Annotated in this window: 14 protein-coding genes; all 14 read right to left on the reverse strand. The window is 40.8% G+C overall.

All coding sequences use genetic code 11. The annotated features are described in order from the left end of the window. Positions 1-29: 29 nt before the first annotated feature. A complete protein-coding gene (locus K1I71_RS03785; protein ID WP_000240129.1) occupies positions 30-722 on the reverse strand; it encodes a phosphoglycerate mutase in 693 nt (230 codons plus the stop codon). A gap of 146 nt (positions 723-868) precedes the next feature. Then, positions 869-3,661, reverse strand: a complete 2,793-nt coding sequence (gene ileS / locus K1I71_RS03790; protein WP_223330265.1) for an isoleucine--tRNA ligase — start codon at positions 3,659-3,661, stop codon at positions 869-871. Between the two features lie 252 nt (positions 3,662-3,913). Continuing rightward, positions 3,914-4,795 (reverse strand): DivIVA domain-containing protein, encoded by an 882-nt coding sequence (locus tag K1I71_RS03795; RefSeq protein ID WP_317628050.1) that lies wholly within the window; start codon positions 4,793-4,795, stop codon positions 3,914-3,916. 8 nt (positions 4,796-4,803) lie between these two features. After that, entirely contained in the window at positions 4,804-5,589 is a 786-nt protein-coding gene (locus K1I71_RS03800; RefSeq protein ID WP_153209343.1) for a YlmH family RNA-binding protein, read from the reverse strand. Beyond that, positions 5,586-5,849 carry a YggT family protein gene (locus K1I71_RS03805; protein WP_004257761.1) on the reverse strand — a complete coding sequence of 88 codons (264 nt, stop codon included), beginning with the start codon at positions 5,847-5,849 and terminating at the stop codon, positions 5,586-5,588. Before K1I71_RS03805 ends, K1I71_RS03800 begins: the two co-directional genes overlap by 4 nt. Next, positions 5,849-6,382 (reverse strand): cell division protein SepF, encoded by a 534-nt coding sequence (locus K1I71_RS03810; RefSeq protein WP_000053356.1) that lies wholly within the window; start codon positions 6,380-6,382, stop codon positions 5,849-5,851. Before K1I71_RS03810 ends, K1I71_RS03805 begins: the two co-directional genes overlap by 1 nt. A 9-nt stretch (positions 6,383-6,391) precedes the next feature. Beyond that, a complete protein-coding gene (locus K1I71_RS03815; RefSeq protein WP_141230704.1) occupies positions 6,392-7,063 on the reverse strand; it encodes a YggS family pyridoxal phosphate-dependent enzyme in 672 nt (223 codons plus the stop codon). A gap of 4 nt (positions 7,064-7,067) precedes the next feature. Continuing rightward, the gene (gene ftsZ, locus K1I71_RS03820; protein ID WP_023946158.1) at positions 7,068-8,324 is read right to left on the reverse strand and encodes a cell division protein FtsZ; all 1,257 of its coding nucleotides are present in this window, start codon (positions 8,322-8,324) and stop codon (positions 7,068-7,070) included. 17 nt (positions 8,325-8,341) lie between these two features. Next, a complete protein-coding gene (gene ftsA / locus K1I71_RS03825; protein ID WP_004257776.1) occupies positions 8,342-9,721 on the reverse strand; it encodes a cell division protein FtsA in 1,380 nt (459 codons plus the stop codon). A gap of 214 nt (positions 9,722-9,935) precedes the next feature. Continuing rightward, on the reverse strand, positions 9,936-10,640 hold the full coding sequence (locus K1I71_RS03830; protein WP_023946156.1) for a YwaF family protein: 705 nt from the start codon (positions 10,638-10,640) through the stop codon (positions 9,936-9,938). Between the two features lie 94 nt (positions 10,641-10,734). Then, the gene (locus K1I71_RS03835; RefSeq protein ID WP_223330266.1) at positions 10,735-12,108 is read right to left on the reverse strand and encodes a UDP-N-acetylmuramoyl-tripeptide--D-alanyl-D-alanine ligase; all 1,374 of its coding nucleotides are present in this window, start codon (positions 12,106-12,108) and stop codon (positions 10,735-10,737) included. An 84-nt stretch (positions 12,109-12,192) separates the two neighbouring features. After that, the gene (locus K1I71_RS03840) at positions 12,193-13,236 is read right to left on the reverse strand and encodes a D-alanine--D-alanine ligase (protein ID WP_223330267.1); all 1,044 of its coding nucleotides are present in this window, start codon (positions 13,234-13,236) and stop codon (positions 12,193-12,195) included. Positions 13,237-13,411: 175 nt separating this feature from the next. Beyond that, complete coding sequence (recR, locus tag K1I71_RS03845; RefSeq protein WP_000966749.1) at positions 13,412-14,008, reverse strand: recombination mediator RecR; 597 nt, start codon at positions 14,006-14,008, stop codon at positions 13,412-13,414. A 10-nt stretch (positions 14,009-14,018) separates the two neighbouring features. Continuing rightward, a complete protein-coding gene (pbp2b, locus tag K1I71_RS03850) occupies positions 14,019-16,076 on the reverse strand; it encodes a penicillin-binding protein PBP2B (RefSeq protein WP_223330268.1) in 2,058 nt (685 codons plus the stop codon). Between the last annotated feature and the right edge of the window lie 191 nt (positions 16,077-16,267).

A 16,267-nucleotide genomic window follows, 5' to 3' on the forward strand; every position in this document is an offset into this window, starting at 1 on the left:
CTAGAAATCAATCCTAGACTTACAATTTTTTATTTTCCAAGGTAGTATTCAGAAACGACGTTCAATTTTTCGTCGAATTCGAATACCAATGGTGGGAAGTTAGGGATTTCCACATCCATGATTTCGTCATCTGACAAACCTTTGATGTGTTTTACAAGGGCACGGATTGAGTTACCGTGAGCTCCTACGAATACGTTTTTACCATCTTTAAGAGCTGGAGCGATTTTATCTTCCCAGAATGGAAGGGCACGTTCCAAAGTCACTTTCAAGTTTTCAGCATCTGGAATAACTGAATCGTCAAGTGAAGCGTAACGACGGTCAGTGTGTGCTGAGTGCTCATCATCACGGTCCATGTTTGGAGGCAATACATCGTATGAACGACGCCAGATGTGAACTTGCTCATCACCAAATTGTTCAGCAGCTTCAGCTTTGTTTTTACCAGTCAAACCACCGTAGTGACGTTCGTTCAAACGCCATGATTTTTCTACTGGAACCCACAATTGATCAGAAGCTTCAAGAGCCAAGTTAGTTGTTTTGATCGCACGTTTCAATACTGAAGTGTAAGCTTGGTCAAATTCGATACCAGCTTCTTTGATCAATTTACCAGCGTCAATCGCTTGTTGTGTACCTTTTTCAGACAAATCAACATCAGCCCAACCAGTGAAAAGGTTAGCTTTGTTCCATTCAGACTCACCGTGGCGAGCAAAAACCAATTTTACCATTAGATGGATTCTCCTTTAAATTTTCCGAGGTTTTCCCTCGTTTATCTATTCTATTTTACACAATTTTTCACAAAAAAGCTAGTCAAAACCAAAAAGGAAAGGACTGTTTGACAATCCTTTTCCTTATTTGTATCATACAACAAACCTTATTTCTCTTCAAATCCTTCTGCGACTGCGTCTGCAAAGTTTTCTTCTACGATGCTTGCACAGTGGTCACAGATGACTGCGTGGTAGCTGCGTTCTGCTGTTGTTGGGTCGATACGACGGCAACGGTCACACACATCACCTGCAGCGCGTTCTACTGTGAAGGCTACATCTTCGAAGCTAACAGCAGCTTCTGGAGCTGGTCCTTCTGCGATAGTCAAGTCTGACACGATTAAAAGTTGAGCCACATTGCTGTTTACTGCTTCGAGTAGAGTTTTCACCACTTCATTTGGGTAAACTGTCAAGTGTGCTTCAAGTGATTTACCGATAACTTTGGCATTACGAGCCTCTTCCAAGGCTTTTTGAGCTTGTCCACGGAAGTCCATGAAGGCTGCCCATGTATCCAAGATTTCTTCTTGATTAGCAAAAGTTTGTGCTTCTGGCAATTCTGACAATTGAACGAAGTCTTCTGCTTCAAACTCAAGGTATGACCAGATTTCCTCTGCTGTATGAGGAAGGATTGGTGTCAAGAGTTTGGTGATTTTCACAAGAATGTCATAGAAGACAGTCTGCATTTGACGGCGTTCCAGTGATTTGGCACCTTCGATGTAAACAACATCTTTAGCAAAATCAAGGTAGAATGCTGACAAGTCAACGTTGATAAAGTTCACTAGTGCTTTATAGATTGTCAAGAATTCAAAGTTTGCATAAGCATCACGAATGGTCTTGACAAGCTGGTTAAAGCGAATCGTCATGTACTTATCAACTGAACGAAGCTCATCGTAAGCTACTGAATCTTGAGCTGGGTTAAAGTCAGAAGTATTGGCAATCAAGAAACGAAGGGTGTTACGAATCTTACGGTAAGTTTCAGAGACTTGGCTCAAGATATCCATAGAGATACGTACGTCATTGCTTGAGTCTACACTTGTTACCCAAAGACGCAAGATTTCAGCACCAAATTGTTTTTCAACATCGCTTGGAGCAATGGTATTTCCAAGAGATTTAGACATCTTCTCACCTTTACCGTCAAGGGCAAAACCTTGTGACAAGATTTGTTTGTAAGGTGCTACGCCATGGTTAGCAACTGATGTGATAAGTGATGAGTTGAACCAACCACGGTATTGGTCAGAACCTTCAAGGTAAAGGTCAGCTGGATAAGTCAGATTTGGACGATTTACCAAAACACCATTCCATGATGAACCTGAGTCAAACCAAACGTCCATGATATCAGTTTCTTTTTTGAACTCGCCATTTGGTGAACCTGGATGAGTAAATCCTTCTGGCAAGAGGTCCTTAGCATCACGTTCCCACCAAATGCTTGAACCATGTTCCTCAAAGAGTTGAGCCACGTGTTCAATCGTTTCAGCTGTCATAATCGCTGTACCGTCTTCAGCGTAGAAGATAGGAAGTGGAACACCCCAAGCACGTTGACGAGAGATAACCCAGTCGCCACGGTCACGAATCATATTGTAAAGACGGACTTTACCCCATTCTGAGTGGAATTTCACTTTTTCAATTTCGTCCAAGATTTCTTGGCGGAATTTTGAAACAGAGGCGAACCACTGTGGCACTGCACGCCAGATGATTGGTTTCTTGGTACGCCAGTCAAATGGATATGAGTGAGAGATTTCTTCTTGGGCAAGAAGGAGGTTACCAAGTTTCTCGATAACAGTTGAAACCACTTTGTCGTAGAATTGGCCTTCAAACTCAGAACCAGCATTCTTCATCATGATACCACGTTCGTCAACAGTCACTGCGACTTCAAGACCATTAGCAATACCAACATTGTAGTCGTCCTCACCAAAACCTGGGGCGGTATGGACAATACCTGTACCAGAGTCAGTTGTAACGTGGTCACCAAGAATAACCAATTCATCTACAGCTGTATCCCATGGGTGTTCTGTTACGATGTGGTTGAGTTCTTGACCACGGTAAGTTGCCAAAACTTGAACATCAACCCAGCCAAATTTCTCAGACAAGCTAATCAACAATTCTGCAGCAACGACAAACTTACGAGCTTCACCAGCAGGTTGAACCAAGACGTAATCAATATCCGCTCCGACAGTCAAACCACGAGAAGCTGTGATAGTAAATGGAGTAGTTGTCCAGACAACGATGTAGGTATCTGTATCTAGAACACCTTTGCCATCTTTTACTTTATTGGCATAGTAAAGAGAAGTTGAAACCAAATCATGGTATTCAATTTCCGCTTCGGCAAGGGCTGACTCAGATGACCATGACCAGTAAACTGGCTTGGCACCACGGTAGATATAGCCTTTATTAGCCATCTCACCAAATACACGGATTTGGGCTGCTTCATAGTCTGGAGTTAAAGTCACATATAAATTTTCCCAGTCACCTGACATCCCCAAGCGCTTGAAATCATCACGTTGTTTATAAACTTGAGAAAGAGCGTACTCACGACAAAGTTTCAAGTACTCAACCAAGTCCATTTCTTTACGTTTAACACCTTGTTTTGCCAAAACCTGCTCGATTGGCAGACCATGAGTATCCCAACCTGGGATATAAGGTGCGTTAAAACCTGACATAGACTTAGAACGAATGATGATATCTTTTGAGATATGATTCATGGCATGTCCAACGTGGATATTTCCGTTTGCGTATGGAGGGCCATCATGCAAGACAAAATGCGGTTTCCCTTCATTTAGTTCTTGACGACGTTGATAAAGTTTTGCATCTTCCCATTCCTTTTGCCAAACTGGCTCTTTGGTAGGAAGGCCTGCACGCATTGGGAAAGCTGTTTTCCCAAGATTAAGGGTATCTTTGAGTTTCATGGTATCTCCTTTATAAATAATAACAAATTAAAAACCACGACTGCCAAAAAGGACGAAAATCGTGGTACCACCTTTATTCGGAAAAAGATCTAGTCTCTCTCCCTCTTATCCCGTAACGTGGGGAACGTCAAATCTTACTAGCTTCAGACTTGATTGTTTGAGAGGATAATCTTATCGCTAGGGAATGCAGGACTTACACCATCTCCTGCTCGCTGGAAATATAAGGATAAGATATTGTTCTCAGATCATTTCTTATAAAATTGTAACAGATTCTTGCGGTGCCGCAAAACCTGGTTCTGAGCTTACAGCTTCAGTAGCTGGTGTTGGGCCTGAGTAATGGCTTGGGACTACTTCTGGCTCTTCATACATTGGACCAACTGGATGAGCTGGACTTTCTTCAACAATCGGAGCTGGAGCTGGTGAAACTACTTGTTCCTGCTCAGCTCTTGCTTCGGCTTCTGCAAGTTCCTTATTAGCCGCTTCGATACGCGCTTGCAACTCTGCCATTTCTTCTGGAGAAAACTGGCGAGTAATATCAATTGGTTCTTCCTCTGGATGTTGTTGTAAGACAGAATCACCTAAGACTTCGCTGACCACTTCTTTGAAGGCCTCATCACTTGTCTGAAGATAAGTCGCTGTTGGGCGAAGAATATCTTCCCAATCTGAAGATTCAACAATTGCTAACTGGCTCTCAATTGTAGATTTAAGACGTTGATGGAAGACACGGCTCTTGTTCTTCAATTCTTCTGTTTCAACTGCAACCTTCTTAGCATTGTCAGTTGCGTGACGAAGAATTTCATTTGCCTTATACTTAGCTTCTTCCAACAAACGTTGTGCATCTTGCTCTGCCTGTTGGATAATATTGTTTGCACGTTCAGTTGCAGCATGTTTTACTCGCTCTGCTGTATCTTGTGCAATCAATACAGATTGACTCAATGAATCTTTCATCTCATCAAAGTAAGACAAACGCTCTTCCAAACTCTTAATATGTAAATCCTTATCATGATTAGAGCGAACCAAATCTTCATAATCACGGACTACAATATCTAAAAATTCATCTACTTCTTCTTGATCAAACCCTCTGAAGCGTGTGCTAAAGGTTTTATCTTTGATTTCTAACGATGTAATTGGCATATTTTTCCTCACTTACTTAATAACAATTGGACCGTTAATTTCTTTTTATCTTTTTTTGTTTGCCCATTATCCCTAATGAGTTTCAATCGACCAAATTTCCTTACACTAATCAGATCACCAACTTGAACTGCATAATCTGATTTTTCAACTAAATGGTAATTGACTTGGACTGCCTGTTTTTCAATTAACTGACTTGCCTGATTTCTAGACAGCTTGAAGACACCTGCCAGAAAAACATCTAATCTAGAACTAGCAATACAAATATCTAATTCTTGATAATCTTCTACAGTAGCAATTCTCTCAGTAAAATCCCGTTCTTCTAGACGAACCGGTAAACGAGCAATTTTCGTAATGCCGTCTTGAAAAAGGAGCATAAACTGTCGATTTATGATAATCTGTGCTCTCTCTTCGTTGACTAAGATATCACCAAATAGCTTCCTATCGATTCCTAGCTGATTTAAAACAGTTCCTAATATTTTTGCATGCGTTAGGCGTTCAAACTTATTAGGATAGACTATTTCTTGCAAGGAAAGTTCAAAATCAGAGAATTCCGGCTCAAAATAATCAGGATACAGGAGTACCCGTACATATTCAGTTTCAAGAAACTGCCGACTGCTCATATAGGAGATGCCGTTGGTCGATGCTAGAACCTTTAAAATCTTTTCTTGATGGGGATTTACAAAGGGTGTTAAAAAAGGAGAATAAGAATCTTCTACCTTTTTTATCCATTCTAATCCTTTATCAATAAAAGACGAATCATTCTTAGAAAAGTGTTGATAAATCATCTTGTTCATAGAAAGATCACTAAAAGTCGAATCAACTGCTCCCCTAGGAAGTGAACTAGTAATACCGCAATCCAGACAGACAAGTCAAGACCTGCAATCTGGAGGGGCAAACGTTGCAAGGGAGCTATTATCGGTTTCACTAAACTAATAATCAAGCGTCCAAGACGTGATTCATAAGCATTGGGAAACCAAGACATCAGAGCAAACACGATTAAAATCAGTGAATAGATATCCACTGCATTTTGAACAAAACGAATGAGAAAGATCATTATCTCACTCTCGTACGTTTCATATCAAAGCCAAATTCACCATTTTGTGATTCATCTGGAATTTTGATGTCTTCAATATTGACGACAACATCAACTGGTGTCAGCAGGTACATAGTAGATGCTACCTTTTTCATGTTACCAGCTAAAACGTGGCGCGCCCCATCCAGATAGTCCAAACAACGACGAGCTTGAACTTCTGTCATATATTGGAAATCAATCAAAATACTTTCGTTACCAGCTAATAAATCAACAATATCTGTGGCATCTTCGTATTTACGTGGATAACGAACATCAATTGTCACCTTATCAGTAGAACGTTGACTTTGCATAGCCAACTCTTGTTGACGGGCATGAAGACGAGTGATGTTTTTATCTTTAGATGGCGTGCTACCAGCTTGTTGAGGCAACTCTTGAACAGAAGGGACTGGAGTCACAATCGGCTCTTCAGCTTTAGGCTGATATGCAGTACCAACATCTTCTCCATCTTCTGTAAAATAATCTATAAATTTATCAAATCTATCTTTTAAAGACATATTTCTTTCCTATTTAAAAAATGCTGTACCAATTCTGACAAATGTTGAGCCAAATTCAATCGCTTCCTTGTAGTCACGACTCATACCCATACTCAAGTCCGTCATTGGCATATTGGGAATTTGTTTTTCTCTAATTTCTAGTTGCAAATCCTGTGTAGCTTTAAAAATTTCTTTCAACTCATCACTACTAGCTTCAAAAGGAGCCATTGTCATCAAGCCGACATATTCAATTTTATCTAAGGTAGCCAATTCTGGCAAGAGCTCCAATAGTTCTTCCTTTGAAAAACCATGTTTGCTCTCTTCCCTTGAGATATTTACTTGTAAGAAACACTTAACAACTCGGTCACTTCTTTTTTGAATTTCCTCTGCTAGCTTTAATGAATCCAAAGCGTGGAAATAATCAATATACTGAATGACATCTTTGACCTTGCGTCTTTGCAAGGTTCCAATCAAATGCCAGGTGATATTTCCATCTTTTAAAGCTTCATATTTCTCAAGAAATTTATCTACACGATTTTCACCAATATGATGCACACCTAGCGGAAGCAAAGCCTCCGCTGTCGGTACGTCTACATATTTTGTAACAGCAACAACCGAAACAGAATTGGCTTCTCTTCCTGACTGCTGACTTGCATCTTTTATTTGTTGAAAAACACGCTCTGTATTTTCTTTCAAATTCATTTACTTAACGATTTTTGAAAAATGGAGGAGTGTCTAATTCATCCTCATCGTGTAAAGATGGCGCTTCGAAACGTTCAACTGGTGATACCACTGAATCAGTTGGTCGAACAATTGTCTCACGACGCAAGTCCCAATCACCAAATGCTGAAGTTTGAGAAGTTTCTGTACGGCGAGGTGCTGGACTTGGAATTTCTGCAGTTTCAGCCATATCAAACTGACGATTATGATTGTGTGCATGACTAGGACTTGCTTGTTCATGACGGACAGCTTGTCTTGGTGCATGGCCCACAACTTTTTCCACACGATCTTGACGAACACCAGTTGCAACGACTGTAACACGGATTTCATCTTTCATGTTTTCATCGATAGATGTTCCGAGCCAAATGTTTACTCCTTGACCAGCTGCTTGATTAACAATTTCTGATGCTTCTTCTGCCTCAATCAAGGTTAAATCAAGACCACCAGTAACGTTGACGATAACATCCTCAGCACCGTCAATAGTTGTTTCAAGAAGTGGTGAGTAGATTGCCTTACGAGCTGCTTCTACCACACGTTCTTCACCACTACCGATACCGATACCCATTAGGGCGTTTCCTTTATTTGCCATAACTGTTTTCACATCGGCAAAATCAAGGTTAATCAAACCAGGATTTGTAATCAAGTCCGTAATCCCTTGAACACCTTGGCGAAGTACGTTATCTGCTTCGCTAAGAGCTTCAAGAAGTGGAGTTTTCTTATCAACAATTTCAAGCAAGTTGTTGTTTGAAATAATCAATAGAGTATCTACATGCTCACGAAGTTGATTGATTCCTTCTACAGCGTACTGACCACGTTTGCTTCCTTCGAAACCGAAAGGACGTGTCACAACACCAACTGTAAGAGCACCTAAATCTTTAGCAATGCGGGCAATAACAGGAGCTGCACCAGTACCAGAGCCACCTCCCATACCTGCAGTAATGAAGACCATATCTGCTCCAGTAATAGCTTGAGTCAAGGCTTCTTCGCTTTCTTCAGCTGCCTTTTGACCAACTTCAGGTCGACCGCCAGCACCCAAACCACGAGTCAATTTAGGGCCTAACTGAATTACAGTCTCAGCTTTTGTACTACTCAAAGCTTGTACATCTGTGTTTGCTGCGATAAATTCTACGCCTGCAACACCTTCGTCAACCATGCGGTTAATGGCGTTACCACCACCTCCACCAACACCGATTACTTTAATAACTGCACCTTGAGCTGCTGCTGTATCAAATGAAAATGTCATAGTTTATTTTTCCTCTTTTATTCATCAAACATGCTTCCGATTAAGCCACGGAAACGATCTGCGATTTTTGGTTTATTTTGAGAAGATACTTTATCTTCTTTCGGAGCAACTACGTTCGTAGAAGCTGATTGCTCTACCTCAGTATTTTGAACTGGTTGAATAGGGGTAGGTTGTGCTACTTGCGTAACGCGTTGAATCATCCCACCAAAATTAATTGGTTGGTGACGCAAAGTATCCTCACCCTTGACTGCTCTTTGTGCTAATAAATGCACCTCAGTCAATTGACCAGCAAATTCAGACAAGCTAATCACATGAGCGAAGGCAGGATTACGGATTCCAACTTGATTTGGAACGTAAAGTTTGACACCAACGCCAAAGACTTCCTGTGCAAGTTCTACAACACCTGGTAAAATAGCATTTCCACCAATCAGAACAATCCCACCTGGAAGATCCAACAAATGTCTTCTTTCCAACTCTTGTTTGATTTGTTCAAAAATGTGCTTAATGCGGGCTGAAATAATCTCTGCTAGGTAGCTTTCTGTAACTTCTACAGGCTCTACTTCACCAATTACTTCAACTTGGAAGGTTTCATTGCTTGCAAGTGAAGGGTAGGCTTCACCATAGTTTAATTTCAATCCTTCAGCTAATTTCTGTGAAGTCTTCAAGACTTTAGAGATATCTTTTGTGACATAATCTCCACCTTCTTGAAGAATATTTGTAAACTGGAGTTCTTGGTTACGGATTGTAGCAACAGTTGTTTGACCTGCTCCCATATCAATCACAGTAGCTCCAAATTCACGCTCTCCTTCGTTCAAGACTGAACGAACCAAAGCCAATGGTGAAATAATAATATTTTCAACTTGAACACCTGAGCGCTCAACTGTCTTGCGTAAATTGTGAAGAATAGTACGTGGACCTGTGTAAAGCAAACCACGCATTTCAAGACGAACACCCATCATGCCGCGTGGGTCACGAATACCTTGGAAACCATCTACGATAAATTCTTCTGGAATAAAAGTAATGACTTCACGATCTGGTGTCATACTCTTTGTCAAGGCTGATTTAACAACATTTTCAACATCTTGATCTGTAATTTCTTTTGTATCAGATGTAACTGGAATCATACCTTGAGTTGGTTCTACTTGCAAAAGATTTCCAGGCAAACCAACATTCACTGATTTGATTGAAATGCCAGCTTTCTCTTCTGCTTGGGAAATAGCTGACTTGATAGCAGTTGCTGCTGCTTCAATATCAACGATAATCCCATCCTTTACACCTTTACTCTTGGCATTACTTACACCAATTACATTAAGTTCACCATTTCTATGCTCGGCAACCAACACTTTAATCGAATTAGTTCCGATATCTAAGCCTGTAAAAAAACCATCTCTAGCCATTACATCGCATCCTCTCTCTTCCAAGTTTCAAACTTCTATTCAATATAGCTAAAATAGGGCATAGCTATTCACAGAATATTATAACACAAAAAATCCAATCGTGCTTAGTTTTTCCTAAATTTACTTACCATTTTTTCACATTCTTTCCTTAGCTTTTTTTATTTTCCAAACAAGTTATAAAAAATCAGATTTATGAAAAAAAGAAAGCTCATTTCTAAGCTTTCTTTGCAATCATTTTTTCTGCTTCTTGTTCTAAAAATAGTTCCAAGATTTTCTTTGTTAACGTAATCGCTGCTGATAAGGCCAGGGAAACGATTAAATAATTAGCTACTAAGCCATGGTCTCCAACCAATGGTGGTTTTGTCAAGAATCCGTAATCTCCACCTGTTACTAAATTGACCACAAAAATCAAGGCATTTAGTGCAAAGGTCATGAGAAAAATTCCCTTCACATCCAGCAATCGCGCGTTATACTGTCTCAAGAGATAAACCAGTGAGTTCCCCAAGAGAGCTAAGTGCCCAAAGATAAAGGACAAAATGGCAATATGTGGGAAAGGATAGGGATCTGGCACTGGATAAACAAAGGCAGCTAATGTCCCAAATGTTCCTAGTAATGCAAAATACTGCCTATATTTAGACTGACCAGGAAGCAAGAGCACCACAAACATAGCCATACGGCAATGGTAAAAGGGTAAACTTTCTGACAGTGGCATATGATTGACCCCATACCAACCATAAAGAAGGATTAACTGAACGGCCTGCAAGATTTGGAAAAATCGTTGGTAAACCTTCTTTTCACGATAACGATAGGCTGTATAAAAGGTCAAGGCCAAGAGTGTAAATATACTGACATACCAATAAAGATCAAACTTGGGTGGCTCTGTTGCTTGGGTCGTAAAGAAAATATCCCATAAATTCATCTAGTATTCCTCATGATTCAAAATTTTCCTGCATTTTATTATACCATGCTATTTGTCAAAAATGAATTTAGAAATACGTAAATGTTTGACAAAATCACTTGGCTTCATTTTCTAAACTTTCTACTAATTTGGCTAGATTCATAGAGTTAGAGCCTTTGAGTAGGATTTGGTCATTGACTCCAAGGCTTTCTTTGACCTGCTTGACTAGGTCTTCAAATTGGTCTTGGTCTTCTGTTTTCTTGAAGTAGTAAACGTGGCCAATTGGGAACATTTGACTGGCCAATTGGGCTAATTCAGCAATGTCTTCTCCATAGAAAATAACGGTATCAAGCACATCTGGAGAAAGGCTCAAAATCATCTGATTATGAAGCTGAATAGACTGGTCCCCAAGCTCCTTCATATCCGCCAACACTGCAATTTTCTTGCCACCTTCATTGGCTGGAATGGCAGAGAAAGTCTCTAAAATCAGCTTCATAGCAGTTGGATTGGCATTGTAAACATCTGACAGGATATCTGCTCCATTGGTTGCTTTCTTCCACTCGGTACGGTTACGCGTCAATTCAAGATCTCGAAAAGCCTGACGAATCTGCTCCTCTGAAACTCCTTCTTGTAGGGCAACATAGGACGCAATCATAGCATTGGTGGCATTGTACTTACCAGTCACTGGCAAATCAAGTTCTTGTTCCAAGAAATTAGCCTTAAAGGTCAAACTATCCTTACGCTCAACCAAGTCGGTAATTTCCAAGTCAGCTCCTTGCCCAAAACGGACCACCTTTTTATCAGCTGGTAAGTAGTCCTCTACAATCGGATCTGCTGGTGCCAAGAGCAAGGAATTCGAAGACATCCCGTCTGCAATTTGCATTTTTCCTTTAGCAATCTCAGAACGGTCTTTGAAAAAGGCCAAATGGGCTTCTCCAACCAAGGTCACGATGGCTGTTTTTGGACGAGCCAATTCAGACAAGACATGAATATCGCCCAAGTGATCCTGCCCCATCTCCAAGACCAACTTTTCTGTTCCTTCAGGCATATGGAGAACTGTGTAAGGAAGACCAATCTCATTATTGTAGTTGCCTTGTGTTTTGTAGGTTTTGTAGGTTGTTGATAGCAAGTGTGCCAACATATCCTTGGTCGTTGTCTTACCATTTGAACCCGTAACCGCAAAGACATCAACAGTCGTTTTTTCGAGATAGTAGGCTGCTAGTTGCTGAAAGGCAGTCAGAACATCATCTACTAGAATATAGGGATGATTTGCAACCTCTTTCTCAGACAGGGTTACAGCAGCGCCATTTTCAAAAGCTGTTTCGATAAAGTCATGACCGTCACGCGCACCTTTGAGGGGGACAAATAAATCTCCTGCCGCAATCAAACGACTATCAAACTCAGCATTTTCCAACTGAGCATCATCAAAGATGCTGACATCATTTTTAGCTCCGACAACTTGGGCAACTTCATGGATTGTTAATTTCATTTCTACTCCTTTAAAAAGGGTCGAAGCCCGAGAACTCTAGTCACCTTGCAGTGATAGTTCTGGCTCCTACCCTCTCTTTCATTTTTATAGCAAATGTGCTTCGCGCTTGTCAAAACTTTCCTTAGCAAGTTCAACCAAACGCTCGATTAGTTCTGGGTAGCTGATTCCCATATTGTCCCAAAGTAGTGGGTACATAGACCACTGGGTGAAACCTGGCATGGTATTGAGCTCGTTTAGGAAAATCTCTCCCTTATCTGTATAGAAGAAATCGCAACGAGATAGACCGAGGCCACCAATGGCACGGAAGGCAGTTTCTGCATTTTGACGCATGATAGCTACCACATCATCACTGATTTTAGCTGGGATATCCATGGTAATCTTGTTGTCAATATACTTGGCATCGTAGTCATAAAAGGCAACATCCTTGACTACTTCTCCTGGTAGCGTACTCTTGACATCGTAGTTGCCCAAGAGACCAACCTCGATTTCACGAGCATTTACCCCTTGCTCTACCAAGACACGGCTGTCATATTGGAAGGCAAGTTTCAAAGCTTGACGGAGTTCCTCTTGATTTTCAGACTTAGAAATACCGACACTTGACCCCATGTTTGATGGTTTTGTGAAAACTGGATAAGTCAATTTTTCTTCAACTTCAGCAATTTTAGCAGTCATATCATCACCTTCGACAATGGCCACATAAGGAACTTGGGCAATCCCGACAGATTCTAAGACACGCTTAGTGGTGATTTTATCCATGGCAAGACTAGATGACAAGATGTTACAACCAACATAAGGCATTTTCAAAACTTCGAGGAAGCCTTGAACTGAGCCATCTTCTCCCATCGGACCGTGAAGGACTGGAAAGACCACTGCTCCCTCTTCGTATATAGCACTTGGTGCAACTTGCTTATCCCAATCAATGGTTTCATTGGTCATAAGACGATCCTCTTGACCTGGAGTCTGGCTAAATTCTTGCGTTTTAATAAAGTCACCTGACTGGCTGATGAAGAAAGTCTTGACTGTGAAACGGTCGTAGTTGACCGCACGCATCACACTCTCAGCTGAAAGAACAGAGACTTCACGCTCTGCACTGCGTCCACCGTATAAAAGAATAATCGTTTGTTTCATATTATTTGTTCCAATTCTAATAGAATACTCGTTCTTTAGTATATCATATTTGCTTCTTTTTTTAAACTTGAACCTGATACTGGTCTTCAATAAATCTAAAAAGAGACCGATAAAACAACTGTCGGTCTCCGTGATTTTTTATATAAATGAATTGAGTTTGTTAATTTGTCCAAACTTACAGCTCTGTTCGATTTTCAATGGCTCGTAAGAGTGTCACTTCGTCCGCATACTCAATGTCCGCTCCGACAGCGAGACCTCGTGCTAGACGCGTAACCTTGATACCAGCTGGCTTGAGCAAACGAGAAAGATACATGGATGTCGCTTCCCCATCTGCTGTAGCATTTGTTGCTACGATTACTTCTGAAACTTCACTATCCATCAGACGAGTCATAAGGCTCTTGAGATTGATATCATCTGGACTGACGCCATTCATTGGAGAAATAAGACCATGTAAGACATGATAGAGTCCGTGGTATTCTTGGATATTCTCCATAGCCGCCACATCGCGACTATCCTCGAGAACTAAAATGGTTGTCTGGTCACGACTTGGATCGGTACAGATAGAGCAAGGATCGTCATCAGTCAAACGACCACAGATGGAGCAATAGGTCAGCTCTCTCTTAGCAGAAAGGAGGTTTTTGGCAAATTCATTGACATCGTCATCAGACATTCCAATAGTATAGAAGGCCAGACGGGTAGCCGTCTTAATCCCGATACCCGGTAACTTCGAATAACTGTCAATTAGCTTAGCAATAGGTGTTGGATAAAGCATATGTTCCTTTCTAATTCATTGGATGATGTTGGTTATAGAGGTTGATAATATCGCGCGCAATGGAAGGTCCGACACCATTTGTAAGGTTGGTGTTATGAGGGAAGACAACAGCTACAGCGATTTGAGGATTATCTGATGGTGCATAGGCCACAGCATTAGTATTGTTAGCTTCTTGACCACCTGCAACATAACTTTCGGCAGTACCTGTTTTTCCACTAATGGATACCGCTGCACCATTTGAAAAGGCACGACCTGTTGTCAAAGCACTACCACCATGTGACACTTGATAAAAGCCTTGTTGGAGGATGGAAACATCAGACTCAGAAATATTAATTTTATTCATTTCCTTGGTTTCAACAGATTGGATTAAGTTCCCTAAGCCACCTTGTTCGTTGTTTCCATAAATCCCCTCGACAATGTGAGGTGCAATCCGAACACCATCATTTGCAATAGTTGCTACATACTGAGCCAACTGCATGGGCGTATAGTTATCAAACTGCCCAAAGGCATTGGTGATGTAATTAGCAAAGCTATACTCTTTGGGAACAAATCCAGTAGATTCATCTGGTAGGTCAATTCCGGTCGCAGCCCCCAAGCCATATTCGCCAAAGGTCGCACGAAGTTTTCCCATAGCTGTTTCCAAATTGCTGGTTCCAACAAACATATTTGGTTGATAGGTCTGGCCCATGATTCCAAGAGCGGTTTGAACCATGTAAGCATTGGATGAATACTCCAAGGCTTCCACAGCTGTAATAGGAAAAGATCCATATGCCAATTTATACCAAGAATAAATTGGAGCTGAACCTTGGAAAACAATAGGCTGATCTGTTAAGGTTTGGTTTCCTGATAAAACACCATTTTCCCAACCTGAGCTGATGGTAGCGGCCTTAACAACCGAACCTGGGACAAAGACATTGGTTACCGTTCCCAAGGAATCAGGAGTCAACTCTCCCGTTTTCAGGTCATGTTTGAGTCCTGACATAGACAAAACAGCACCTGTTTTGGGGTTAAGGGCGACTGCATACACACCCTCAGAATACTTGGCTCCACCATTTCCTAGCTCGGAATTGAAATAACTTTTCAGCAAAGCATCCACACTATCTTGGAAGGCCAAATCAATGGTCAGTTTAATATTGTTCCCTTTAGTACCAGCTTCGATATTTTCGACACTTTCCATATTCCCATACTTATCTAGATGAATTTCCTTCACCGAGCGTTTTCCTTGCAAGGTCTCTTCATATTGCTTTTCCAAATACGAGGTTCCAACACGGTCATTTAGAGAATAGCCTTTTTTAAGATAGGCTTCTGCTTCTTCCGCTGGGAGACCAGCTTTTTCACTGGATACACTCCCTACTATAGAAGAAAGGGAAGTTTCCAAAATCTTTCGATCCCAAGAAGTAGAAATACTAATGCCAGGCATCTCCTTTGAAATAGAGGCAATAACAGCCACCTGAGAATCATTTAGAGGATCTGTCGCAATGGTTCCTGTCGCAAAGTTTCCAACAGCATTTAACTGACTAAAAAGATAAATTTCTTTCTTTTCGTCATCCGAGTAAGTCAATTGACTTGGATCGATACTTTCAACAGTGTTATTGTAAAGCTCAGATTCAGATAATTGATTGCCATCAGAATCAAGTCGCTTCTCACGTGGTAAACTTTCCACTGCTTTCTTATAGACCTCTTGATCTGCTAGGTAATAATCCGCCAACTGTCGGTCAGTCACTGTCGGAGAAGACACACCCACATAGGCTAGCAACTTCTTGGCTGTTTCTTTCAAATCTGCAGCCGTCATTTTGTTACTACGTGTAAAGGAAACAACCTGCTTTAGCGTATTTTCTACCAAAGGTTTTCCACTAGCATCATAAATTTCCCCACGGGCAGAACTGGTTGTGACCTTGGTCTGACTAGCTGAGGCTAGCTTTTTTTCGTAAAAATCCTTGTTCAAAACCTGCATATAAAGCAGGCGACCAATAATGGTCATAAAGAGTAAAATGACGATTGAAAACAATAAATTAAGCCGAATCGGAATCGAATGGCTGTTAAATTTTCTCATACAAATCAGTCTCATTTCTAACTTAAAATCTTACTCTTCATTGTACCATAATTTGAGCAGAAAATTATGGAAAATGAAAAAGCTTTTTTCCTTTTTACGGGAAAATACGATTTTATTTATCTATCCCTATATTGGGCACCTCTAAAAACTCCACTCTTATCACAAAAGAAAAAATCAACTGTATGTGTCTCATTTAGTTGGCACAT

The sequence above is a fragment of the Streptococcus mitis genome (assembly GCF_019929545.1).
Taxonomy (GTDB): domain Bacteria; phylum Bacillota; class Bacilli; order Lactobacillales; family Streptococcaceae; genus Streptococcus; species Streptococcus mitis_BU.